The following is a 22,855-nucleotide window of genomic DNA, read 5'->3' as shown; positions in this document are numbered from 1 at the left end:
ACAACTGTTCGCTAATATTCGGGCTTCACTAAAAGAAGGCATATTGAGAACATGGTAGATAAACGCGAATCCTATAGCAAAGAAGACCTGGTTGCCTCAGGTCGCGGCGAACTGTTTGGCGAAAATGGACCGCCGCTTCCTTCAGATAACATGTTGATGATGGACCGCGTGGTCATGATGACCGAAGACGGTGGCAAATTTGACAAAGGTTATGTGGAAGCCGAACTGGATATCAGCCCTGACCTGTGGTTCTTCGCTTGCCACTTCAAAGGCGATCCGGTAATGCCTGGCTGCCTGGGCCTTGATGCCATGTGGCAGCTGGTAGGTTTCTACCTCGGCTGGCTGGGTGCAGAAGGTAAAGGCCGCGCACTGGGTGTGGGTGAAGTGAAATTTACCGGCCAGGTACTGCCAACCGCGAAGAAAGTGACTTACAAAATTCACTTCAAGCGCGTAATCAACCGTAAACTGGTGATGGGCGTGGCGGATGGTGAAGTGTTTGTCGACGGAAACCTGATTTACTCCGCGACCGATTTGAAAGTAGGCCTGTTTAAAGACACCTCAGCTTTCTAATCCTCCCAAACGAAAACCTCCGCACGCAGCGGAGGTTTCTTCCCTATTGATAGACATCCGACAGTGCTAGGCCACCGCCGACCTGTCCTCCATGGCTTGACGCCAACCTCCCAACCAGTAAGACCGCGCATCGATCATTTGATAAGGGCATATCTCTTTTGAGCGGCCCGTAATACCGGCTTGATAGCCTCGTGAATGTGCTCGTTCCAGGCGGTCTCTCTTCTGTCTCTTCATGCCTCGATTCCCTCATTTCAGGTCTGGTGGATTCTGGGTGGAAAGAAAGAGTGGCGATATAATGTTCAACCACAGTAATGTTCTAACCCCAAGCAGAAGAAAGGTCAATGCGCAAAATTCACGCCAATGTCATCAATTTGACGTTAAATCGACATCTAATTTTGTCAATTCCGTGTATATCTGACTGATTCAAAAATAAAAAAAGCCCCTGATTTGATGTCCGTCACACAACGGCAAATCAGGGACTTAGCATAAGCATCGAACAAATCTTAATTTAGCGAAATGACACTATTTGCGATTTGTTGCGCCGTTTGCTGCCAGCCAATAGATAGAGTACGCACTAATGCATCGTAGCCATCTTCATTTTGCGGCAGCGTCAGATTAAAGCCATGTTTGATTAGGCGGCCTTGATGTTGCAGCAGCCATTCCCCGCTAACCACAACCTGGCCATCATAACGTCCCTGAAAGCCGGTCACATTCACCGTCAAGGTGTCATGGCTCTCGCCCAGCGGAGAGCCCGCCACAATCCTTCCCGGCAGCGCTTTACTGAGATTGGTGATCAACGTCTGTTGTAATTGTTGATCCAGCGGACTCGCCCACAGGTTATTGGCCGCAATCACATATTTCACATCGCTGGTTTGGTAGACCAAACCGTTGCCCGCCATGTAATCAGGCACCGTAACCTGCTCGACCCAAATCATGGGCTGGTTGCCGCTCGATTCGCTGTCCACGCGGGCGACATTGCTGCCCGCCGGCAGCTGATAATACGTGTTTTCAATAGTGCTGCTGCACCCCGTCAGCAGCAGCATCGCACCGATAATCAGCCCTTTTTTCACTGTTTCGCCCTCTTTGGCTGTGGATCCTGGCCCGGCTTCGCTTCGAACACCAATGCATTGCTTTTGGTGTTGAGCGTTTTCAGCACCGGCTGCAATTCACGCAGCACCTGGTCAAGTCGCTGCATATCACCCACCAGCTTACTGTAAGCAGGCGATCCTGGTTGCAGCCCCTTCATGCTGCGGTTCAGTTCACGCAGGGTTTGCTGCATGTCTGCCGGAAGCGTTTTCATCGCTGGGCTCGCGGTAATGTGATTGAGGTTATCCAGTGTTTTCTGCAACTGTTGCATCGTACGCTGGCTCTCTTTCAAAGTCCCTGTCGCTTCGGTGATCATTGGATTCAATGGCAGTCCGTTGATCTTATCCAGCGCCGCCGTCAGTTTCTGCTGAATCTGGCTCAGGCCTCCGCTGACAGTTGGAATCACTTCCAGACCCGCTACTTGATTTGGACCTTTATACGCTGGGGCGTTGTCGTAGAAATCAAGATCAACATACAGCGCTCCTGAGAGCAGGTTGCCGGTTTTCAACGTCGCGCGCAGGCCACGTTTTTTGCCATCCTGCAGATGCTGTTCCAGGTTGAAATCGCCACCCAGTCGATTGATAAAGCGATCAGGCTCGATGCGAATCAATACGGGTACCCGATAATCCGTATTCAATGCCTGATTCATGCCTGGGATGGTATAAGGCACCTGCGAGACGGTCCCAAGACGAATGCCGCGGAACTCTACCGGGGCGCCAACCTGCAGGCCGCGAATCGAATCCGTGAAGAACATCAGGAAATCCGTGTGCGCGGTATACAGCGAATCCTGAATGCTGCGCTGATCATCGAACAGGTGATATTCCGCTTTATTTTCGGCGATCTGACCCAGTTCAGCGCCGTTTGGCACGTCGAAACTCACGCCGCCGCTGAATAGCGTGGTCAGCGAGCCCATCTCAACGCGCATACCTGATGCAGACATATCCACGGCAATACCGCTGTCCTTCCAGAAGCGTACATTGGTCGTAATCAGACGATCGTAAGGCGCGGCGATAAACAACTGATAGGTCATCATGCGCTTGTCGGTATCAAAGATGCTGGTTTCGACGGTACCCACGCGGTAGCCACGGAACAGCACCGGATCGCCTGCATTCAGCTGTCCGGCTTTTTTACTGTCGAGAGTAATGCGAATACCTTTGGCATCCGGTGGTGCCAGCGGAGGCGCATCCAGCAGCGAATAATGCTCAGGTTGATCGCCTTTAGTGCCCGGCTGCAGCTCAATATATGCCCCTGACAGCAAGGTGCCGAGACCGGTGATCCCTTCACGACCAATCTGCGGCTTCACCACCCAAAACACGCTGTCGCCATGCAGCAATTTTTCCATACCGGCGTTTAGGCGCGCCTTGATCTCCACATGATGCAGATCGTCAGTCAGCACCGCACTCTCCACCACACCGACATTGACGCTACGGCTTTTAATGGTGGTTTTTCCGGCTTCAATGCCTTCAGCGCTCTCAGTGATCAACGTCACTTCCGGGCCCTGATGGCTAAAATGATAAAACAGAATCCAGCCACCAATGAATAGCGTGACGATGGGTACAATCCAGACCGGCGACCAGCGTTTAATCTGGTCGACTTCAGCAGTCCCGTGATGGTTGTCCGTCAAGACGCGGCTCCTTACGTTCAGTTTCCCGTAGTCGATCCCAAATCAGGCGCGGATCAAAGGTCATGGCTGCAAACATGGTGAGAATTACCACCATCGCAAACAGCAGCGCGCCTGGCGCAGGATAAACACTCATCAACCGTCCCATTCGCACCAGTGCGGAAAGAACGGCGATCACAAACACATCAATCATTGACCAGCGGCCAACGAATTCCACCACTTCATAAACCAGGTGCATTTTCTCATCATCGCGCTGGCCACGGCCGCTGGCGTGCCAGCAAAGCCAGGCAATCGCCAACATTTTTAGCGTCGGCACCATAATGCTGGCGATAAAAATCACCAGTGCCACCGGCCAGGATCCATCGCTCCACAGCAAAATCACCCCGGCCATAATGTTTGAGGGATACTGCGACCCGAGGGTTTCCGTCACCATGATCGGCATAATATTCGAGGGAATATAGAGCATCACCGAGGTGATCAGCAGCGCCAGCGTCCATTGCAAACTGTGTTTACGACGTGGCTGAGCTTTTACACCACAGCGTGGGCACTCAATCTGCCCAGCCGATAATATTGCCGTGCAGCAAGGACAGCTTCGCAGCCCCTGTTTCAAACCGCTGATCCCTGCCATCGGCACCTTTGGCATGGCGGGTAGTGGCTGGATGCATTGCCACACCCAGCGACGATCCACACACTGGAAAGCGCGAAGCTGCAATACGCAAAACAAGCACCACGGCCAAAAGCTGCTGCCAAGGCCAATCTCCCCGTAAGCCATGAGCTTGACGAAACTGACCAATACCCCGGCCATAAAGATTTCGGCCATGCCCCAGCTACGCAGATGGAACAGGATACGTGCCAGCCCAAGACGCAGGCTGTGCGGCATGCGCACCCGGTTCACCAGCAGAATAATGGTGACCATACAGAACGCGGGGATACCTTGTACAAACAGCAGGAACAGCGTTGCCAGGCTGCGATAATCTTCACGATCCATCACTTCAGGGATTTCGAGCAGTGAAATCTGACTGCTCAGCCCAGCAACATGCATGTTGATAAAAGGAAAAAGATTCGCCAGCACCAACATAAACAACGCCGCGAAAGCGTACCCGGTGGGACGTTTTCGCGGCTCATGCCAGTTGGCAGTCAGCGTGGTATGACAACGTGGACAGCGCGCGCGACTCCCCACCGGCACGGCAGGCAGTTTCACGGTTAAATCACACTGTGGACAGAGAATCCACTGATGCGCCTGATCCGTTGCACACATACTGACTTCCTCTGTATTACGCGCCGTTTTTCAACGCTTCTAACTCTTCCCAGCGTTCAAACGCCACTTCCAGCTCTTTTTCAGTTTGCGCTAACGCATCTAAAACGGGCTGAGTTTTGTCGTGCGGCTGGCTGAAAAAGTCCGGATGGCTCATTTTTGCCTGTAGCTCACCGATACGTGTCTCCAGTTGCTCCAGTTTTTGCGGCAGCTGTTCCAGTTCACGTGTCAGGTTATAGCTTAGTTTGTTCGCGCTACGTTTTGGCTCATTACCTTTATCTGCCGCTTTTGGCGCAGCGGATGAGGTTTTCACCGTGGCGGATTTGGTTTGCTTATAGGCGCTACGCTGCAACTGCGCATCGTGATAGCCGCCAACAAAGGCGCCAATCTCGCCGTTGCCTTCAAAGATCCAGCATTCGGTCACGGTGTTATCGACGAATTGACGATCGTGGCTCACCAGCATGACGGTGCCCTGGTAACCATCCACCAACTCTTCCAACAGCTCCAGCGTTTCCACGTCGAGGTCGTTGGTCGGTTCATCGAGAATTAACAGGTTGCTAGGTTTCAGGAACAGACGAGCCAACAGCAGGCGGTTACGTTCACCACCGGACAGCGCACGTACTGGCGTCATCGCACGCTTTGGATGGAACAGGAAGTCCTGCAGATAGCCCAGCACATGGCGCGGCTTACCGTTCACCATCACTTCCTGCTTACCTTCCGCGAGGTTGTCCATCACGGTACGATCCGGATCCAACTCAGCACGGTGCTGGTCAAAATACGCGATTTCGAGCTTCGTTCCGCAGTGCACACGGCCGCTGTCCGCTTTTAGCTCATCCAGCATCAGACGCAGTAAGGTGGTTTTACCACAGCCGTTCGGACCAATCAGAGCGATCTTATCGCCGCGCTGCACCTGAGTGGAGAAATCACGCACCAGCGTTTTGCCATCAACGCTGTAGTTGACGTTTTCCATCTCAAACACAATCTTGCCCGAGCGAGCGGCTTCGCCGACCTGCATGTTTGCTTTGCCCATCACTTCACGGCGTTCAGAACGCTCGTTACGTAAGGCTTTCAGCGCACGCACACGTCCTTCATTACGCGTACGGCGCGCTTTGATGCCCTGACGGATCCACACTTCTTCCTGCGCTAATTTGCGGTCAAACTCGGCGTTCTGCATCTCTTCTACGCGCAACGCTTCCTCTTTACCGGTGAGATAAAGGTCGTAGTTGCCCGGCCAGGAGACCAGCTTACCGCGGTCAAGATCGACAATACGCGTCGCCATGTTGCGAATGAACGAACGGTCGTGCGAGATAAACACGATGCTACCAGTGAAGGTTTTGAGGAAGGTTTCCAGCCAGTCGATGGTTTCGATATCGAGGTGGTTGGTTGGTTCATCGAGCATCAATACGCGCGGGTTGCTGACCAGCGCACGGCCTAGCGCCGCTTTACGCAACCAGCCGCCCGACAGTGAGGAGAGTTCAGTGTCTGCGTCCAGACCAATCTGCAGCAGCACGTCATTAATACGGCTGTCGAGTTGCCACAGATTTTGGTGATCGAGAATGGTTTGCAGGCGGCCCATTTCATTCAGGTTTTTATCGCTAGGATCTTCCATCACCAGATGGGAAATCGCGTGATATGCCTTCAGATGTTCAGCCTGTTCTGCCACGCCTTCGGCAACAAAGTCATACACAGAACCGGTAATGTTACGCGGTGGATCCTGTTGCAGACGCGCCACAACCAAATCTTGTTCGTAAATAATGCGGCCATCATCCAGCGGTTGCTCGCCGTTGATGATTTTCATCAATGTGGATTTACCGGCACCGTTACGGCCCACCAGACAGACGCGTTCGCCCTCTTCGATGTGCAGTTCGGTGTTATCCAACAGCGGCGCATCGCTGAATGAGAGGTAAGCGCCATGGATACTGATCAGTGACATAAAACTTATTCCTTACCGGCGTGGCTAACCAGCCAGCAGTTGTGAATTTGACGGTTGCGTGCGAAATCTTGCGACAACGTTTTTTGGGTAATTTCCTGCGCCTGCAGACCCAGACCGGCTAAGCCGTCGAGGTCCATTTTGAAGCCGCGCTTGTTATTCGAGAACATAATGGTGCCACCACGACGCAGCAGACGTTTCAGGTTCTGCATCAGCATCATATGGTCACGCTGCACGTCGAAATCGTCTTCCATACGTTTGGAGTTCGAGAACGTCGGCGGATCGATGAAGATCAAATCAAATTGTTCGTCACTGTCACGCAGCCAGCTCAGGCAATCAGCGTGCATCAGTCGATGCTGACGTCCGGTCAGACCGTTAAGACGCAGGTTACGCTCGGCCCATTCCAGATAGGTACGAGACATATCCACGGTGGTGGTGGTTTTCGCGCCGCCTAATCCCGCGTGCACACTGGCGGTGCCGGTGTAAGCAAACAGGTTGAGGAAGTCTTTGCCAGCGCTCATTTTGCCCAGCATCTGACGCGCCAGACGGTGATCAAGGAACAAACCGGTGTCGAGATAATCGGTCAGATTCACCAGCAGACGTGCGTCAAACTCCTGTACTTCGAAGAAGTCGCCCTTCTCGCCCAGCTTCTGATACTGATTTTTGCCTTTCTGGCGCTCGCGGGTTTTCATCACCAGGCGATTGGCCGGGATCTCCAGCACGCTCAGGGTGGCGCTGATCACATCGAACAGACGCTGACGCGCTTTATTAGCATCCACTGTTTTTGGTGGTGCATACTCCTGAATCACCACCCAATCGCCGTAGCGGTCTACCGCGACGTTGTATTCTGGCAGGTCGGCATCATACAGGCGATAGCATTCAATGTTGGATTGCTTCGCCCACTTTTCCAGCTTTTTGATGTTTTTGCGCAGACGGTTGGCAAAGTCTTCGGCAATCTGCGCGCTACCTTCACCACTGGTCGCCGCCAGCTGATAGTTTTTCTGCACACATTCCAATGGGCCGTTTTTGGCTTTGAACTGGCGATCGGCGCGCAATTGCAGGCAGCTCAGCAGTTCCGGTGAAGCACTGAACAGCGAAAGATTCCAGCCGCCGAACTGCTGCTTCATGATGCGTCCCAGCAGGCTGTGCAACGCAATCAACGCCGGTTCGCTTTCAAGACGTTCGCCGTAAGGCGGGTTGCTCAGCACGGTGCCGGTGATCTCCTGCCCCGCCAGCGGGTTCTTCAGCTTAATCACATCCTGCTGGGCGAAGGTGAACAATTCGAACACGCCAGCACGACGCGCATTGGCACGCGCGGATTCCAGCACGCGGCTGTCATTGTCGTATCCATAGAAACGAGCCGTTGCGGCAGCGGTGCCCACACGCGCACGCTCTTTCGCTTCGCCATGTACTTCTTGCCACACCGCTTGATTATGGTTCTTCCAGCGGTTAAAGCCCCAGTGCGTACGCAACAGGCCCGGCGCGCGATCGCAGGCGATCAGTGCCGCTTCCAGCAACAGCGTACCCGAACCGCACATCGGATCGACCAATGGTGTGCTGCTCTGCCAGCCTGAACGCATCACAATCGCTGCAGCCAGCGTTTCCTTCAGCGGTGCCTGACCCGTTTGCTGACGGTAGCCGCGCTGATGCAGTGCATCGCCACTCAGATCCAGCGCAATACTCACACGATCTTTATTCAGCCACGCATTAACGCGAATTCCCGGCTGTTCGCGATCAACGCTTGGACGCTCGAGATTTTGACGCGTGAAGCTGTCAACGATCGCATCTTTAATACGCAACGCGCCGAACTGGCTGTTACGGATCACCTCATTGGTGCCGCTAAAGTGGATAGCAAAGCTGGTATTGCTGTCGAACATCTCAGTCCAGGGAATGCTTTGCGCACCCACATACAGATCGAGATCGCTCCAGACGCCAAATTCTCCCAGCGGCAGCAAAATACGCGAAGCCAGTCGGCTCCACAGCAGGCTTTGGTACATGACACGGTCATCGGCTCGGAAGTGGACGCCGCCCTGCACCACCTGCAAATCCTGCGCACCCAGCGCGTCCAGCTCAGTTTTTAACAGCTCTTCGAGCCCACGCGCCGTACTGGCAAACAGAGAATTCATATCGTCACTTTTTACTCTTGCTAAAATTGTTGCGCATTATAGCGAATCAGCGTCCTATGTCATAAAGTTAGCTTCTTTTTGTCCTGATGGAGTTTCGATGATTACGCTTTCTCGCCTCTATATACATCCGGTCAAATCCATGCGGGGTTTGCAACTGTCTCATGCACAGGTGCTGGAGAGTGGTCTGGCGTTTGATCGTATCTTTATGGTGACTGAACTGGACGGCACTTTTATTACTGCGCGGCAGTACCCGGAAATGGTTCGTTTCACCCCCGCGCTGTTGCCTGATGGCTTATTTTTGAATGCCCCTGATGGCAGCCAGGCATTAATTCGCTTCAGCGATTTCACAGCACAGCAGTCACCCACTGAAGTTTGGGGTAATCATTTCACCTCACACATTGCTCCGGCAGAAATTAATGATTGGCTGAGCGAATTCTTTCCGCGTCCAGTGCAATTACGCTGGACCGGGCTTGCCCCTACGCGCCGGGTAAAACGATTTGATAAGGTATCACTGAGTTTCGCCGATGGATTTCCCTTCCTGCTGGTAAATATGTCATCACTGCAGGATCTGCAGCAGCGTTGCCCAGCCAGCGTACGCGTTGAGCAATTCCGCCCCAACCTGGTGGTCAGCGGCGCGCCGGCGTGGGATGAAGATAGTTGGAAGCAGATCAAAATCGGCGAGATTGTTTTTGATATGCCCAAGCCCTGCAGCCGCTGCGTGTTTACCACTGTTGGCACCGAAAGCGGTCGCAAACATCCCGAAGGTGAACCACTGTCTACGTTACAACGTTTCCGCAGCGGTCAGGACGGTAGCGGAGATATCGATTTCGGTCTAAATCTGATCGCCCGCAACAGCGGCGTGATCCGTGTAGGCGATGAGCTCACGGTTATGGAACGTCAGACGCCGCGAGCTTACGGACCGGGCGTGGTGGTGGAAACCCTCAAACCGGCGGCCAGCCAACAGGCCGAAGTGACCATCGGTTATCAGGGCAGTGAATTTACCGGCGACAACCAGAATGTGCTACTGGAACAACTGGAGATGCAGGGGTATCGCATTCCCTACTCATGTCGTGCAGGGATTTGCGGCAGCTGTAAGATGACGCTGGTATCGGGCGAAGTGAAGCCATTAAAACAAAGCGCAGTGCGTGCGGACGGCACCATTCTCAGTTGTAGCTGTATTCCAGCAGGCGATATTGTTCTGGCTTAAACGGTTAAACCGCCCGCGCAAAGTGGGCGTTTTGTTCCTGCTGCTGCGGTCGTAAACGATCGTTCATGATCTTAATCGCGTCGCCTAACTGCATGCCTTTACCGGCTACCGATAATGCATTTTGTGCCAGCAGACACAGTGCCGCATTTTCACCGCTCTCGACCACCAGCAATTGCGCCTGCTCGCCGCTATCGGCCAGCGTCACGGCCACCATATCGCCTGAGGTAGGTTGCCAGCTTTGGGCATGGCTGGTGAAATGCCAGCTTTTCGGCATCAGCGGTTTTAAAAAACGACTCGCCACTAATGCGTTTAATACTAATTCGGCGCGCTGGTCGCCTTTTAATCCACTCTGTCGGCAACGCTCTTCAAAGGTAAAATAAAGTGCGGCGTCATCGACGCAAAACCCGCTGACATTAAAGGCATCCGGTGTCAGCATTTTACGCGAGAAGCGCGAACGAAATAGCATGCCATCGGCCAAATCCAGCATCATACGATCGTGCTCTGCGTCAAAATACCAACGCCAGTTATCATCAGGTTTGATTTTCATGATGTGCCCTGTGGTTAAACGCTGCGCTAAATGGCGCTCAATGAAAAAATAAAGCTCTAAGGAAAAGCTGAAAAATGCATCAGCAGGACAAAATATAAACGAGCCGAAGGGATAAATAAACCCCCCGGCACGGGAAAGTGGGAAATGTCTTAGATATGGGTCACGATATCTTTAATTAAACCTGGGCCTTTATAAATAAAGCCGGAGTATATCTGCACTAATGTTGCCCCTGCGGCCATTTTTTCACGGGCGGAAACCAGTGAATCAATGCCACCGACGCCAATAATCGGTAAGCGACCCTGCAGCTCTTGCGACAAGCGGCGAATCACTTCGGTGCTGCGTGACTGCACTGGACGACCACTTAATCCTCCCATCTCGTCGGCATATTTAAGTCCGGCGACTAAATCACGATCAAGTGTGGTATTGGTGGCAATGACACCATCAATTTCATGGCGCACTAAACTGTCGGCAACCTGGATCAATTCCTCTTCAGAAAGATCCGGCGCGATCTTCACAGCGACCGGCACATATTTAAGGTGCCGTTCCTGCAGCTCTTTTTGTTTTAATTTGATCGCCGAAAGCAGATCGTCCAGTGCTTCGCCATATTGCAGCGTGCGTAATCCTGGGGTGTTTGGCGATGAAATATTGATGGCGATATATCCGGCATGGGCATACACCTTATCCATGCAAATCAGATAATCGTCTTTGCCCTGCTCCACTGGGGTATCTTTATTTTTGCCAATATTGATACCAAGGATACCTTTGAAACGCGCTTTTTTAACGTTCTCGACTAAGTGATCGACGCCGTGATTATTAAAGCCCATGCGATTAATAATCCCTTCCGCTTCCACCAGACGGAACATGCGCGGCTTATCATTGCCAGGCTGTGCTCGTGGTGTCACCGTACCCACTTCCACGAAACCGAAGCCCATCGCACTAAAGGCATCAATGCACTCTGCGTTTTTATCGAGGCCTGCAGCAAGCCCCAGCGCGTTAGGGAAAGTCAATCCCATGCAGGTCACCGGGCGTGACGGCAGCGACTGGCGAATCAGTCCTTCCAGCGGCGTTCCGCTGATAAAACGTAATTGTTGAAAGGTGAGTTCGTGCGCACGCTCTGGATCGAGCTTAAACAGCGCCGGCCGGACGATAGGATATAACATGCACTCTCCTGAATGGCGGAAGCGAAGACGTCGGGTGCACGGAAATTTGTGCGCCAGAATGGTAAAGGCCTCTGGCGCAAAAGTAAATTTAATCAGCAGCGGGAGAATTGATCACGGTCGGCGACGAGCAGAATAGCGTCCAACCTGTTCACGAAAATTCTGCAATCCGAGGTATATCGACGGGCAGTACCATAACAGTTTCAGACGCGAATCCTGCTGCAGCATCTTACGTACGACTTGATTTACCGGAACCTGCCATTCGTTGGGCACCGTCATGTGATTTTTGCGGATTTGCGCCAGGCAGCCCTTCATCACTGTCTGGTAGTAATCATCCAGCAGCAACTCATCAACGGGTTGCTGCTGGTCGCGTAAAAACTGTTCGCTGCTTTGCCGTGCGATAAAATAGTTTTTGACCCACGAAAAGTCACGCGTGCTCTGTGACAGTGAACTGAGCATAAAGCGCTTGTAATAGTAGCTTTGACTGGTGCAATAAATTTGGCGGGCGGCCATGTAAAGCGCAAACATCCAGGGCGCATCTTCGTGGTTCTGAATAGGAAGAAACTGCAATGCTAGCTGATCGATCAAACGTCGCGACATTATTGAGCTCCATACCACTCGATGTGCCGACTGGTGTTGCAGCAAAATGTGCAGACTTGCCCTGCCTCCGGGCAATAAACCACTGACGTGACGTTGGTGGATACGCTGATATTGGCGTTGCGCGACCGGCAGATCGAGGAACATCTTCGCGCCAAAACAAAACAGGTCAATCTCCTGATGCCGTGCTTGTACGCGCCGGAAATCAGCAAACAGTTCGGTCGAAACGAAATCATCCGCATCCATAAAATAGACAAAATCACCGGTGGCAGCAGCCAGACCTTTCATACGCGCCGCGCTGACGCCTCCACGTTCACCGCTCAGCAGTGTGACCTGCGGATGCGCTGCAGCGAAGGCGGTCAGCCAGGCCACACTGTCATCACTGGAGCCGTCATCAATGATGATGATCTCTTCGGGTGGCGATGATTGACGTAACAGTGAACCCATGGCCTCAGGTAGCCATGGAGCACAGTTCCAGTTTGGCACAATCACTGAAACGGTTGGCACGCGGCGAGATGTCAGCATTCTCATCCTCTTTCCTCAACATTGAATAACGGCAAGCGCAGGCGTTTTATCACCAGGCTATGCAGCAAACAGCACACGCCAAGATTGATAGCGCCAATCAGGCCCAACCACAGCAGATTGACCCAACGATTTTGATTCCAGTCGATGGGCAGGAAGGTGCTTAACCAGGCAATAAGCGCAGATGTCGCCCAAATCAACATCACATCACGCGTGAGCCAGGTAAAATGAAGACCGGGCGCGAAACGGCGATGCACCAGCCATGCCCAGCCCACTAAATAGAAGATGTTTTGCCCCAGCCACAGCCATCCCGTGCCCAGTGCGCCATAGTGCAACGCGCACCAGATGTTGAGCGGCACCAGAATCAACGCGAACGCGCTGAAGCCTTGCATGTGCAATTTGAGATTGCCGTTGATGTATTGCAGGTGATACAGCAGACCACAGATCGCCTGAATGCCACTGCCCAGCGCATAGAGACTGAGCACGAATGACATTTCATCAACAATCTGGGTTTTCTCGGTCCATGCCCAAAGCAGCGGTCCGGCATAACAGGCAATGGTGATACTGAGCGGCGCCATAAAGATTGCGACCGCCTGAGTGGTATAGCGATAAAGTTTCAGCGCTTCTCCATCGCCTTCATTACGGGTTTTCATGCCGGTCATGCGCGGCACAATCGCCTGCATGATCGGGCTACTCAATAACAGAATGCCGGTTGCCGCTGTCGCCACCACGGTGAAAGAACCGTATTGGCTTAGCGGCAGGGTTTTAGACAGCACCAGTCGGTCAATCTGCGAAATAAAGGTCCAGACAGCACTGGAATAGGCTGCACTGAGCGCAAAACGAATAAAGGGCCGCAGCACACCCTTGAGGTCGTCACGCTTCTCCTTGCGCGCAGAACGCGGAACCAACTGGCAGGATTTGTAGATACAGCATGCCGCTTCGGCAATCGATACCAATAATTGCCAGATAAAAAAGGTCAGTACGGGATTAGGGAAAAACTGAATCACCACCACGGCGCCAAAAGTACGCAAGGTGGTGATGATCAGGTTGACGCCATTCAGCCAGACCTGATGTTCGAAGCCGACAATCACGCTGCGATAGGGACTGGTACGCCAGCGGATGGCCGCCGTGATGACCATGATGCCGACCGCGATCACTACATCGTTGGCCGGCAGATGTTGCGCATTCAGCCAATGCGCAGCAATCCACGGCGTGGCAATCCAACCCAATACCACCAGGATCAGTGTTGAGATCAAAAAGAATCGTGTCAGCGTGGCAAACAGCGCCGGAAACCAGACAAATTCCGCTTGATTGGCACGATAGCGCGCAGCTTCACGCATCAATGTAGTGGACACGCCAGCATCCAGCAGTTGTAACCACGTCAATAAAATAGAAAAGAAGCCGACCAACCCGTAAGCTTCCATTCCTAAATGTTGAATATAAAGTGGTACCACCAAAATACCTGACAGCGTCAGATAGATTTGGCCAACATAGTTGGCAATCGCGTTACGTTTAATCGACATAAGTGTTTTGGTGTCAGTTTTTTCTCAAGGAGAATTAGCGTGGCATAAAAAAATCCCGGCGCACACGGGACTAATTCTTAAAACTCACTTTGGTCTCATGCAACAGAGGTTTTTCTGACTTTCATCAGATTGAAATAGATGTCCGGTTGTTTCAACATAAGTTTTTCCATGACACCCTGCGCGGGAAACTGCTCAGAAAAATAGTGAATGGCGTGCCGAACATTATCAGAGAGTTTATCAGCTTGTTTCAAATCCTGCTGAATCAGGTTCAATAACCCGCCCCTTAAATAGCTTTTCCGATAATGATTTCTTTCCGGCAGATAGTGGGTCATTCGGGTTAGCTTTTCATACTCTTGCATAAACTGTTGATAGGTTAACGCGGTACTCTCCGTACTCTCACTGCCGCTGTTTAATGCATCCAGCACCCAGACTGATTCCGTATTAATCAACCCAGCAAGCATCACATCCTGAACACGCTGTAAAGGCACTGCAGCAGAGATAAGTGCCACGCGAATGATGATGACATAATGTTGACACCACTGCTGCCCGGCCTGTAACTGCTGAAATAGCTGTAACGAGGACTGCAGCCCCGTGGTGATGAGGTGCTGAGAGGATAAAGGCTGGATAAAACAGTTCAATTCAGGCCGTTGATCACTGCATTTAGCGACCTCCAGCAACAGTGCCGCTGCAGGCGTAAATCCGGCGGGTGCAAAAAGTAAGAAGTCATCCTCATTCAATTTTTCAAACGCGCCGGGGTCGGTATTGACCAGTTCAAAGCGGTGAGAGGCGTTGACAGACTGGAGCCAATAGCAGCGAAAGGGTAATTCCGATGGCAGTCGTTTTTGATGTTCCGCGCGCATGACTGAGCCAGAAACATACTGATTCTGAGAAAAGCGTTCCATATTTTAATCCCCAATTAAAGATGAAAACCTGAACCTTTCACAGTGAAGTGCTCAGGAAAAATAGCAGACAGGCTAATGAAGGTTTTAGCGTAATTAAACTCAACAGATTATAAACAGGCTGAAGGCAGGGAATTCATTTTTTGATGGCCTTCACGACATCATCCTTATCTGAATTGTTTAAACTTTCTGGATTAACGCGAAGAAAATAAAATTAAAGATAACTTTTCTTTGCAGATACAGATACAAGGCATGTCTTATTTTAAATGTTTACACGCTTTTGGAAACAATTGATCATTCATTAATCCATTTTTTAGCAGAGTTTTAAGCCAGGCATAAACAGACAAAAGTTTAACGAGTTCATTGTAGCCTGTCCTCCCCCTCTCTACTCTTTCATTCATAGATGAAAAACCAGTGCCGAATGGGTAAAAATCATTCATTCACTTTAAGATTGTTTGTCCCTAAAACTTTATTAATATGAAACTTCATGCAAATTAATCATTCCCCTACGTGATACTCACACCCGTGCTTAAGTGATAATCATTAAACTCGATGGGTTTTCAGATTATCCTTAGCCTGAAAATCGCATTCCTTTCTCCTTTGTATATCGCTCCAACCAATCCCATTTTTCGGCTTAAGTTTGCCAGATAAATCATTTATGCCCGCTCGCGTGCTCTGCCAGTATTGAACACATCAGTTCTCAATATCAGATAATCAATAACTTTCAGTTATAAGGAGTGACCATGCGAGTTATTACGCTGGCGGGCAGCCCTCGCTACCCATCACGCTCTACTGCGCTGCTGAGCCTGTGCCAGCACGCGCTGGAAGCACGCGGTGTTGAGGTAATTCCGTGGAATATTCATAACTTCCAACCTGAAGATCTGCTTTATGCCCGTTTCGATTCGCCAGCACTGGCCGCCTTAAAAGCCGACTTAACGCTGGCGGATGGCCTGATTGTCGCCACACCCATCTATAAAGCGTCATTTTCCGGTGCATTGAAAACCCTGCTTGATTTACTGCCTGAGCGCGCCCTGGAACACAAAGTTGTGCTCCCCCTGGCCAGCGGCGGCAGTGCATCCCATTTACTGGCAGTGGATTACGCGCTCAAGCCGGTACTGAATGCGCTCAAAGCGCAGGAAGTGCTGCATGGCGTGTTTGCTACCGACACGCAAATACTGAATTACGACCGCCAGCCAGAGCTGGATCAACAACTGGCCGAACGCATTGATGACGCGCTGGAGACATTCTGGCACGCACTGCATCGTCGCCATCAACCTTACGCACAAGCGGTATAAAGGAAGAATCATGAAAAGGATGTTTACGGGTTTACTGCTGCCAGCCTTTGCTGCGCTATTTGCCCTGAGTGCCAACGCCGTTTCCGCTGATGCCCCGGCTCAGCTGCGTGTGGGTTATCAAAAAGGATCGGTGAGCATGGTGTTAGCGAAATCTCACCAGATGCTGAAACAGCGTTTCCCGCATACGCAGATCAAATGGATTGAATTCCCAGCGGGACCGCAAATGCTGGAAGCGCTGAATGTCGACAGCATTGATTTGGGCAGCACCGGTGATATCCCGCCGCTGTTTGCGCAGGCCGCTGGCGCGGATCTGTTGTATGTCGGTTCCGAGCCACCGAAACCTCAGGCTGAGGTAATTCTGGTGTCTAAAGACAGCCCGATTCACAGCGTGGCGGATTTGAAAGGCCATAAAGTGGCCTTTCAGAAAGGCTCCAGTTCACACAACTTGCTGCTGCGCGCGCTGGAGCAGGCGGGTCTGAGCTTTAAAGACATTCAACCCACTTATCTGACTCCTGCCGATGCGCGAGCCGCTTTCCAGCAGGGCGATGTCGATGCCTGGGCGATTTGGGACCCCTATTACTCTGCCGCACTGTTGCAAGGCAACGTGCGCGTACTGGTCGATGGCAGCAAACTCAATCAAACCGGCTCATTCTATTTAGCCACGCGCAAATATGCCGAAGCCCATGGCCCGTTTGTCCAGCAAGTGTTGCAGACCTTTAGTGATGCCGATGCGCTCACTCATAGTCAACGCGACCAAAGTATTGATCTGTTAGCGCAGGCGATGGGCTTACCTAAGCCGGTGATTGCCAGCTATCTCGACCATCGTCCACCCACCACCATTACGCCGGTCAGCGCACACACCGCGCAGGCCCAACAGCAAACGGCCGATCTGTTTTATGCCAATCATTTGATGCCGGTAAAAGTGAATATCACTGACCGCATCTGGCATCCACAGTCCGCCCAGCCTTAAGGAATTCAATCATGAGCGTATCCGTATTCTGGTTTCTCCCAACCCACGGTGATGGGCACTATCTTGGCACCGCCGAAGGTTCACGTCCCGTCGATCACGGTTATCTGCAGCAAATTGCACAGGCAGCCGATCGCCTTGGCTTCGGCGGCGTACTGATCCCCACTGGCCGCTCCTGCGAAGATGCCTGGCTGGTGGCGGCGTCACTGATTCCGGTGACACAGCGTTTGCGCTTTCTGGTGGCGCTGCGTCCGGGTGTAATCTCACCTACGCAGGCAGCGCGTCAGGCCGCAACGCTGGATCGTCTCTCCAACGGGCGCGCTCTGTTTAACCTGGTGACCGGTGGCGATCCTGAAGAATTAGCGGGTGATGGCGTGTTCCTCGATCATCGCGAGCGTTATGAAGAATCAGCGGAGTTCACCCGGGTGTGGCGTCGCGTCACTGAAGGCGAAACCGTGGATTACGACGGTAAGCACGTCAAAGTGCGTGGTGCGCGTTTGATGTTTAAACCGGTGCAACAGCCACGCCCACCGCTGTGGTTTGGTGGTTCATCGGATGCCGCGCAGGATCTCGCTGCTGAACAGGTCGATGTTTATCTCACCTGGGGCGAACCGCCAGCGTTAGTCAAAGAGAAGATTGAAAAAGTGCGCGCTAAAGCGGCGGCACAGGGCCGTAAAGTGCGTTTCGGCATTCGTCTGCACGTGATTGTGCGCGAAACCAATGCCGAAGCATGGCAGGCCGCCGATCGACTGATTGCCCATCTTGATGATGCCACCATTGCCAAAGCGCAGGCAGCCTTTGCCCGTACCGATTCCGTTGGACAACAACGCATGGCCGCGCTGCACGGTGGCCGCCGTGACAAGCTTGAGATCAGCCCGAACTTGTGGGCGGGCGTTGGCCTGGTACGTGGTGGTGCCGGTACGGCACTGGTGGGCGATGGTCCAACCGTAGCGGCGCGTATGCAGGAGTACAGCGACCTCGGAATCGAGACCTTTATTCTTTCAGGCTACCCGCATCTTGAAGAAGCCTATCGTGTGGGCGAACTGCTGTTCCCGCATCTCGATTTGGCTATTCCTGAAGTACCCAAGCCTCGCGTGGTGCAAGCGCACGGTGAAGCGGTAGCGAACGATTTCACGCCGCAAAAAGTGTCACAGAGTTAAGGAGTTCAGGATGGCAAAGTTTCAAAAACAGCTGAGTAATGCCCTGCTGCCCTGGGCTTTACCGGTGCTACTGGTTGCCGTGTGGCAACTGGCTTCACAGATGGGTTGGCTTTCAACGCGTATTCTGCCGTCACCCGAAAACATCATCATTACCTTTTGGAAACTGACGGTGAGTGGCGAACTGTGGCAAAACCTCGCCATCAGTGGCTGGCGCGCGGCGATTGGTTTTGCCATTGGCGGATCGATCGGTCTGGTGCTCGGCTTGATCACCGGCACCTCACGTGTGGGAGAACGCCTGCTGGATACTTCGGTGCAGATGCTGCGCAACGTGCCGCATCTGGCACTGATCCCGCTGGTGATTCTGTGGTTCGGCATTGATGAGTCGGCCAAGATTTTCCTGGTGGCACTCGGCACCTTATTCCCGATTTACCTCAACACCTATCACGGCATCCGCAATATTGACCGTGGATTGGTGGAGATGGCGCGCAGCTATGGCCTTTCTGGCTGGAGTCTGTTTATTCAGGTGATTCTGCCAGGTGCGCTGCCTTCGATCATGGTGGGCGTGCGCTTTGCCCTCGGCCTGATGTGGCTGACGCTGATTGTGGCTGAAACCATCTCGGCCAACTCCGGCATTGGTTATCTGGCGATGAACGCTCGTGAATTTCTGCAAACCGATGTGGTGGTGGTCGCCATCATTCTCTATGCGCTGCTCGGCAAACTGGCTGATGTCGCCGCTCAACTGCTGGAGCGCGTATGGCTGCGCTGGCATCCGGCTTATCAATTAAAGGAGAACGCATGAGCAACGCAACTTTGAGCCCGTCGCGTCTGAACAGCGGCACCCCGGTCGGTGTTAACGGCGTCAACAAACAGTATGGCGACCGTACCATCCTCAATAATATCAATCTGCATATCCCGGCCGGGCAGTTTGTTGCCGTGGTAGGTCGCAGCGGATGCGGTAAAAGTACCCTGCTGCGCCTGCTGGCGGGACTGGAATCTACTTCGCGTGGAGAGTTGCTGGCAGGCACTGCGCCGTTAGCGCAAGCCCGCGAAGACACGCGTTTAATGTTCCAGGATGCGCGTCTGCTGCCGTGGAAAAAAGTTATCGATAACGTTGGCCTGGGTTTGAAAGGTCGTGAATGGCGTGCTGCCGCGCTGGAAGCTCTGGAGGCGGTCGGTTTAGCCGATCGCGCCAATGAGTGGCCTGCTGCTTTGTCGGGTGGGCAAAAGCAGCGTGTGGCGCTCGCCCGCGCGTTGATTCATCGTCCCGGTTTGTTGCTGCTGGATGAACCTCTGGGCGCATTGGATGCACTGACGCGTATTGAGATGCAGGGGCTGATTGAATCGTTATGGCAGCAGCATAACTTCACGGTGCTGCTGGTCACTCACGATGTCAGTGAAGCGGTGGCGATGGCCGATCGCGTGTTGCTGATTGAAGAGGGACAAATCGGGCTGGATTTAACCGTGGATCTTGCGCGACCACGTCGGCGCGGATCGGCGCGTCTGGCGGAGTTAGAGGCGGAAGTATTGGATCGCGTGATGAAGCGCAGTGCGACAGAGCAGCCGCTGAAATTCGCCAAGCAGCGTTAATCGAAGTCGAAGTCGAAGTCGAAGTCGAAGTCGATATTGCCACTGTCACTCCGGGCAACCAGAGGAAGTGGCAGCGAGTTCAATAAAAAAGCCGCATCATCGTGATGCGGCTTTTACCTTATCAGGCGTTCAACGCTTTGGTGATCTTCTCGTACAGATCGCCCGACAGCTTATCCAGCCCTTTCAGGGTTTCCAGCGCCTTGCGCATCAACGCCTGCCGATCGGCATCGTAACGTTTCAGACGAATCAGTGGCTCGATCATGCGCGCCGCCACTTGCGGATTACGCGTGTTGAGATCGGTCAACATCTCCACCAGGAACTGATAGCCGCTGCCATCTTTGGCGTGAAACGCCGCAGGATTACCTGCAGCAAATGCTCCAATTAGCGAGCGGATACGGTTCGGGTTGCCCATGGTAAAGGAACGGTGGTTGAGCAGTTCACGCACTTTGCTCAGCGCATTGTCCGCCGGGCTGGTGGCCTGCAACACAAACCATTTATCCATCACCAGACCATCCTGATGCCAGCGCTCATCATAGGCGGCCAGCAAGGCTTCACGGCACGGCAACTGCGCTGCCACGGCTGCCGAGAGCGCGGCCAGCGCATCCGTCATGTTGTTGGAATGATGATACTGTGCCTGCACCAGTTTATCCGCTTGCTCCACATCGGCGAACGCCAGATAGCTCAGGCAGACATTTTTCAATGCACGCTTGCCGATCTCCGCATGCTCAACCTTGTATTCGTGACTCTGATTCGCCAGATACACCGCATACAGTTCATCACTCAGTTCGGTTGCCAGCGCGTGCACCAGTGCCGCGCGTACGGCGGAAATCGCCTGTGGATCGATGACCTCGAACAGCTCCGCGATTTCATTCTCGCCAGGCAGCGACAAAATCAGCGCGGTTAACGCCGGATCGCCCTGCTCTTCCAGCAACACCGCGCGGAAGGCATCCGCTACGTGCAACGGCAGCGACAGCGGTTGCCCCTGCTGATGGCGCGCGACGTTCAGACGGATGTAGGTCGCCAGCAGACTTTGCGCGGCATCCCAACGGGAGAAATCGTTACGGGCGTGGCGCATCAGGAAGGTGAGCTGTGCATCGCTCCATTTATAGTCAAGCTTCACCGGCGCCGAGAATTCACGCAGCAGCGAAGGCACCGGCTGGAAATGGACATTGTCGAAAATAAAGGTCTGGAACTCTTCTGTGATATTCAGCACGTGATGCACAGGATGGCCGTTGTGCTGCAGCGGAATCACCTTGCCTTCATTGTCATACAGCTCGATATCCAGTGGGATATGCAGCGGCAACTTCTCTTTCTGTTCAGAAGTTGGCGGGGTGTGCTGAGTGACGTGCAGCGTATACTGCTCCAGCTCCGGATTGTAGTCATCGCGCACGGTGATTACGGGCGTACCCGCCTGGCTGTACCAGCGACGGAACTGTGACAAATCAACGTTGGAGGCATCTTCCATTGCCTGCACAAAATCGTCACAGGTGGCTGCGCTGCCATCATGACGCTCGAAGTAGAGCTGCATGCCTTTCTGGAAATTGGCTTCACCGAGTAGGGTATGCAACATGCGAATCACTTCAGAACCCTTTTCATAAACGGTCAGGGTGTAGAAGTTGTTCATCTCGATCACCTGATCCGGGCGGATCGGGTGCGCCATTGGGCTGGCATCTTCGGCAAACTGCGCGCCGCGCATCACGCGTACGTTGTCGATGCGGTTAACCGCACGCGAGCCGAGGTCAGAGCTGAACTCCTGGTCGCGGAACACGGTTAAGCCCTCTTTCAGGCTGAGCTGGAACCAGTCGCGGCAGGTGACGCGGTTACCGGTCCAGTTATGGAAGTACTCGTGACCAATCACCGCCTCAATGCCGAGATAATCTTTATCGGTAGCGGTTTCGGCTTTGGCCAGCACATATTTGGAGTTAAAGACGTTAAGTCCTTTGTTCTCCATCGCGCCCATGTTGAAGAAATCCACCGCGACGATCATAAAGATGTCGAGATCGTATTCGAGGTTAAAACGCTCTTCATCCCACTTCATACTGGCTTTCAGCGAGGTCATCGCCCAGTCGGCACGATCGAGATTGCCACGATCGACGAAGATCTCCAGCGCCACATCACGACCGGAACGGGTGGTAAAGCTGTCGCGCAGCACGTCGAAATCACCTGCTACCAGCGCAAACAGGTAGCAGGGTTTCGGGAACGGATCCTGCCACTTCACCCAGTGACGGCCATCTTCATGAGAACCGCTCTCTAGATTGTTACCGTTGGAGAGCAGGAACGGATATTGCGCTGCGTCAGCAATAATGGTGGTGGTAAAGCGCGCCAGCACGTCCGGGCGATCCAGATACCAGGTGATATGGCGGAAGCCTTCGGCTTCACACTGCGTACAGAGCGCATCACCCGACTTGTACAACCCTTCCAGCGCGGTGTTGGTATCCGGATGGATGTCATTAATAATGGTCAGGGTAAAGTTGTCAGGCAGTTGGCTAATGACCAGCGCGCCCTCTTCTTCACGATAATGTGACCACGGATGGCCATCCACCGCCAGCGAGACCAGCGTGAGGTCTTCGCCATCCAGACGCAGTTCGGCATCCGCAGCACCGAGACGCTTCACCTGGCTTACCGCCGTCACGCGCGTGCTGGCAGCATCGAGGTCAAAAGTCAGGTCGATATCGGTGATGGTGTAATCCGGCGCACGGTAGTCGTGGCGATATTTGATTTGCGGCTGTTGCGTCATAAGTCCTTCTCGCATCGTTAATATGTTGACCCGTCAAAGTCTAAGCGGGTTGTGCCTTCGTTGCCACGC

Annotated in this window: 19 protein-coding genes; 7 read left to right on the top strand and 12 right to left on the bottom strand. The window is 53.1% G+C overall.

The features are described from left to right. Nucleotides 1–51: 51 nt before the first annotated feature. Complete coding sequence (gene fabA / locus LBW88_RS01730) at nt 52–570, top strand: bifunctional 3-hydroxydecanoyl-ACP dehydratase/trans-2-decenoyl-ACP isomerase (RefSeq protein ID WP_200570894.1); 519 nt, start codon at nt 52–54, stop codon at nt 568–570. 66 nt (nt 571–636) lie between these two features. Here fabA and rmf read toward each other — a convergent pair whose 3' ends face one another. The 6 genes from rmf to rlmKL form a co-directional block, all read right to left on the bottom strand. Beyond that, entirely contained in the window at nt 637–804 is a 168-nt protein-coding gene (gene rmf, locus LBW88_RS01725) for a ribosome modulation factor (RefSeq protein WP_007887362.1), read from the bottom strand. Nucleotides 805–1,073: 269 nt separating this feature from the next. After that, nucleotides 1,074–1,640 (bottom strand): membrane integrity-associated transporter subunit PqiC, encoded by a 567-nt coding sequence (gene pqiC / locus LBW88_RS01720; RefSeq protein ID WP_224929459.1) that lies wholly within the window; start codon nt 1,638–1,640, stop codon nt 1,074–1,076. After that, complete coding sequence (gene pqiB, locus LBW88_RS01715) at nt 1,637–3,280, bottom strand: intermembrane transport protein PqiB (RefSeq protein ID WP_224929462.1); 1,644 nt, start codon at nt 3,278–3,280, stop codon at nt 1,637–1,639. The genes pqiC and pqiB overlap by 4 nt, the downstream gene beginning before the upstream one ends. Then, the gene (gene pqiA / locus LBW88_RS01710; protein WP_224929465.1) at nt 3,252–4,535 is read right to left on the bottom strand and encodes a membrane integrity-associated transporter subunit PqiA; all 1,284 of its coding nucleotides are present in this window, start codon (nt 4,533–4,535) and stop codon (nt 3,252–3,254) included. Before pqiA ends, pqiB begins: the two co-directional genes overlap by 29 nt. 16 nt (nt 4,536–4,551) lie before the next feature. Beyond that, the gene (locus LBW88_RS01705; RefSeq protein ID WP_224929468.1) at nt 4,552–6,465 is read right to left on the bottom strand and encodes an ABC transporter ATP-binding protein; all 1,914 of its coding nucleotides are present in this window, start codon (nt 6,463–6,465) and stop codon (nt 4,552–4,554) included. A gap of 5 nt (nt 6,466–6,470) precedes the next feature. Further along, complete coding sequence (gene rlmKL, locus LBW88_RS01700; RefSeq protein ID WP_224929471.1) at nt 6,471–8,588, bottom strand: bifunctional 23S rRNA (guanine(2069)-N(7))-methyltransferase RlmK/23S rRNA (guanine(2445)-N(2))-methyltransferase RlmL; 2,118 nt, start codon at nt 8,586–8,588, stop codon at nt 6,471–6,473. A 97-nt stretch (nt 8,589–8,685) separates the two neighbouring features. On the opposite strand from rlmKL, the gene LBW88_RS01695 reads away from it, so the two are divergent. Further along, nucleotides 8,686–9,795: a YcbX family protein gene (locus tag LBW88_RS01695; protein WP_224929474.1), complete on the top strand. Its 1,110-nt coding sequence runs from the start codon at nt 8,686–8,688 to the stop codon at nt 9,793–9,795. A 4-nt stretch (nt 9,796–9,799) separates the two neighbouring features. On the opposite strand, the gene LBW88_RS01690 is transcribed toward LBW88_RS01695, so the two are convergent. The 5 genes from LBW88_RS01690 to LBW88_RS01670 form a co-directional block, all read right to left on the bottom strand. Further along, complete coding sequence (locus LBW88_RS01690) at nt 9,800–10,342, bottom strand: cell division protein ZapC (RefSeq protein WP_224929477.1); 543 nt, start codon at nt 10,340–10,342, stop codon at nt 9,800–9,802. 149 nt (nt 10,343–10,491) lie between these two features. Then, on the bottom strand, nt 10,492–11,502 hold the full coding sequence (gene pyrD / locus LBW88_RS01685) for a quinone-dependent dihydroorotate dehydrogenase (protein WP_224929480.1): 1,011 nt from the start codon (nt 11,500–11,502) through the stop codon (nt 10,492–10,494). A gap of 111 nt (nt 11,503–11,613) precedes the next feature. Beyond that, entirely contained in the window at nt 11,614–12,621 is a 1,008-nt protein-coding gene (locus LBW88_RS01680; protein ID WP_224929483.1) for a glycosyltransferase family 2 protein, read from the bottom strand. 2 nt (nt 12,622–12,623) lie between these two features. Beyond that, nucleotides 12,624–14,141 (bottom strand): lipopolysaccharide biosynthesis protein, encoded by a 1,518-nt coding sequence (locus LBW88_RS01675; protein WP_224929486.1) that lies wholly within the window; start codon nt 14,139–14,141, stop codon nt 12,624–12,626. A gap of 95 nt (nt 14,142–14,236) precedes the next feature. Then, nucleotides 14,237–15,043 (bottom strand): hypothetical protein, encoded by an 807-nt coding sequence (locus LBW88_RS01670; RefSeq protein ID WP_224929489.1) that lies wholly within the window; start codon nt 15,041–15,043, stop codon nt 14,237–14,239. Between the two features lie 740 nt (nt 15,044–15,783). Here LBW88_RS01670 and ssuE point away from each other — a divergent pair. Genes ssuE through ssuB form a run of 5 tightly spaced genes read left to right on the top strand, consistent with a single transcriptional unit; the run spans nt 15,784 to nt 20,049 of the window. Then, on the top strand, nt 15,784–16,335 hold the full coding sequence (gene ssuE / locus LBW88_RS01665; RefSeq protein WP_224929492.1) for an NADPH-dependent FMN reductase: 552 nt from the start codon (nt 15,784–15,786) through the stop codon (nt 16,333–16,335). 10 nt (nt 16,336–16,345) lie between these two features. After that, nucleotides 16,346–17,305, top strand: coding sequence for a sulfonate ABC transporter substrate-binding protein (locus tag LBW88_RS01660; protein ID WP_224929495.1), 960 nt, complete (start codon nt 16,346–16,348; stop codon nt 17,303–17,305). A gap of 11 nt (nt 17,306–17,316) precedes the next feature. Continuing rightward, nucleotides 17,317–18,462, top strand: coding sequence for an FMNH2-dependent alkanesulfonate monooxygenase (gene ssuD, locus LBW88_RS01655; RefSeq protein WP_224929499.1), 1,146 nt, complete (start codon nt 17,317–17,319; stop codon nt 18,460–18,462). A 10-nt stretch (nt 18,463–18,472) separates the two neighbouring features. Next, a complete protein-coding gene (gene ssuC / locus LBW88_RS01650) occupies nt 18,473–19,261 on the top strand; it encodes an aliphatic sulfonate ABC transporter permease SsuC (protein WP_224929502.1) in 789 nt (262 codons plus the stop codon). Next, complete coding sequence (ssuB, locus tag LBW88_RS01645; RefSeq protein ID WP_224929505.1) at nt 19,258–20,049, top strand: aliphatic sulfonates ABC transporter ATP-binding protein; 792 nt, start codon at nt 19,258–19,260, stop codon at nt 20,047–20,049. Before ssuC ends, ssuB begins: the two co-directional genes overlap by 4 nt. 121 nt (nt 20,050–20,170) lie before the next feature. On the opposite strand, the gene pepN is transcribed toward ssuB, so the two are convergent. Beyond that, nucleotides 20,171–22,786, bottom strand: a complete 2,616-nt coding sequence (gene pepN / locus LBW88_RS01640) for an aminopeptidase N (RefSeq protein WP_224929508.1) — start codon at nt 22,784–22,786, stop codon at nt 20,171–20,173. Nucleotides 22,787–22,855: the final 69 nt, after the last annotated feature.

The organism is Pantoea sp. alder81 (genome assembly GCF_020179835.1).
In the GTDB taxonomy this organism is placed as follows: Bacteria; Pseudomonadota; Gammaproteobacteria; order Enterobacterales; family Enterobacteriaceae; genus Pantoea.
The sequence above is the reverse complement of the archived record's forward strand: the minus strand, read 5'-3'. Positions and strand labels throughout refer to the sequence as shown.

What these genes read in the sequence shown, in the direction of transcription:
- LBW88_RS01675 (WP_224929486.1), bottom strand. Translation starts at nt 14,141, where the DNA reads ATGTCGATTAAACGTAACGCGATTGCCAACTATGTTGGCCAAATCTAT.
- rlmKL (WP_224929471.1), bottom strand. Translation starts at nt 8,588, where the DNA reads ATGAATTCTCTGTTTGCCAGTACGGCGCGTGGGCTCGAAGAGCTGTTA.
- LBW88_RS01670 (WP_224929489.1), bottom strand. Translation starts at nt 15,043, where the DNA reads ATGGAACGCTTTTCTCAGAATCAGTATGTTTCTGGCTCAGTCATGCGC.
- LBW88_RS01660 (WP_224929495.1), top strand. Translation starts at nt 16,346, where the DNA reads ATGAAAAGGATGTTTACGGGTTTACTGCTGCCAGCCTTTGCTGCGCTA.
- pyrD (WP_224929480.1), bottom strand. Translation starts at nt 11,502, where the DNA reads ATGTTATATCCTATCGTCCGGCCGGCGCTGTTTAAGCTCGATCCAGAG.
- LBW88_RS01705 (WP_224929468.1), bottom strand. Translation starts at nt 6,465, where the DNA reads ATGTCACTGATCAGTATCCATGGCGCTTACCTCTCATTCAGCGATGCG.
- pqiA (WP_224929465.1), bottom strand. Translation starts at nt 4,535, where the DNA reads ATGTGTGCAACGGATCAGGCGCATCAGTGGATTCTCTGTCCACAGTGT.
- ssuE (WP_224929492.1), top strand. Translation starts at nt 15,784, where the DNA reads ATGCGAGTTATTACGCTGGCGGGCAGCCCTCGCTACCCATCACGCTCT.
- rmf (WP_007887362.1), bottom strand. Translation starts at nt 804, where the DNA reads ATGAAGAGACAGAAGAGAGACCGCCTGGAACGAGCACATTCACGAGGC.
- ssuD (WP_224929499.1), top strand. Translation starts at nt 17,317, where the DNA reads ATGAGCGTATCCGTATTCTGGTTTCTCCCAACCCACGGTGATGGGCAC.
- ssuB (WP_224929505.1), top strand. Translation starts at nt 19,258, where the DNA reads ATGAGCAACGCAACTTTGAGCCCGTCGCGTCTGAACAGCGGCACCCCG.
- LBW88_RS01690 (WP_224929477.1), bottom strand. Translation starts at nt 10,342, where the DNA reads ATGAAAATCAAACCTGATGATAACTGGCGTTGGTATTTTGACGCAGAG.
- pepN (WP_224929508.1), bottom strand. Translation starts at nt 22,786, where the DNA reads ATGACGCAACAGCCGCAAATCAAATATCGCCACGACTACCGTGCGCCG.
- LBW88_RS01695 (WP_224929474.1), top strand. Translation starts at nt 8,686, where the DNA reads ATGATTACGCTTTCTCGCCTCTATATACATCCGGTCAAATCCATGCGG.
- LBW88_RS01680 (WP_224929483.1), bottom strand. Translation starts at nt 12,621, where the DNA reads ATGCTGACATCTCGCCGCGTGCCAACCGTTTCAGTGATTGTGCCAAAC.
- fabA (WP_200570894.1), top strand. Translation starts at nt 52, where the DNA reads ATGGTAGATAAACGCGAATCCTATAGCAAAGAAGACCTGGTTGCCTCA.
- ssuC (WP_224929502.1), top strand. Translation starts at nt 18,473, where the DNA reads ATGGCAAAGTTTCAAAAACAGCTGAGTAATGCCCTGCTGCCCTGGGCT.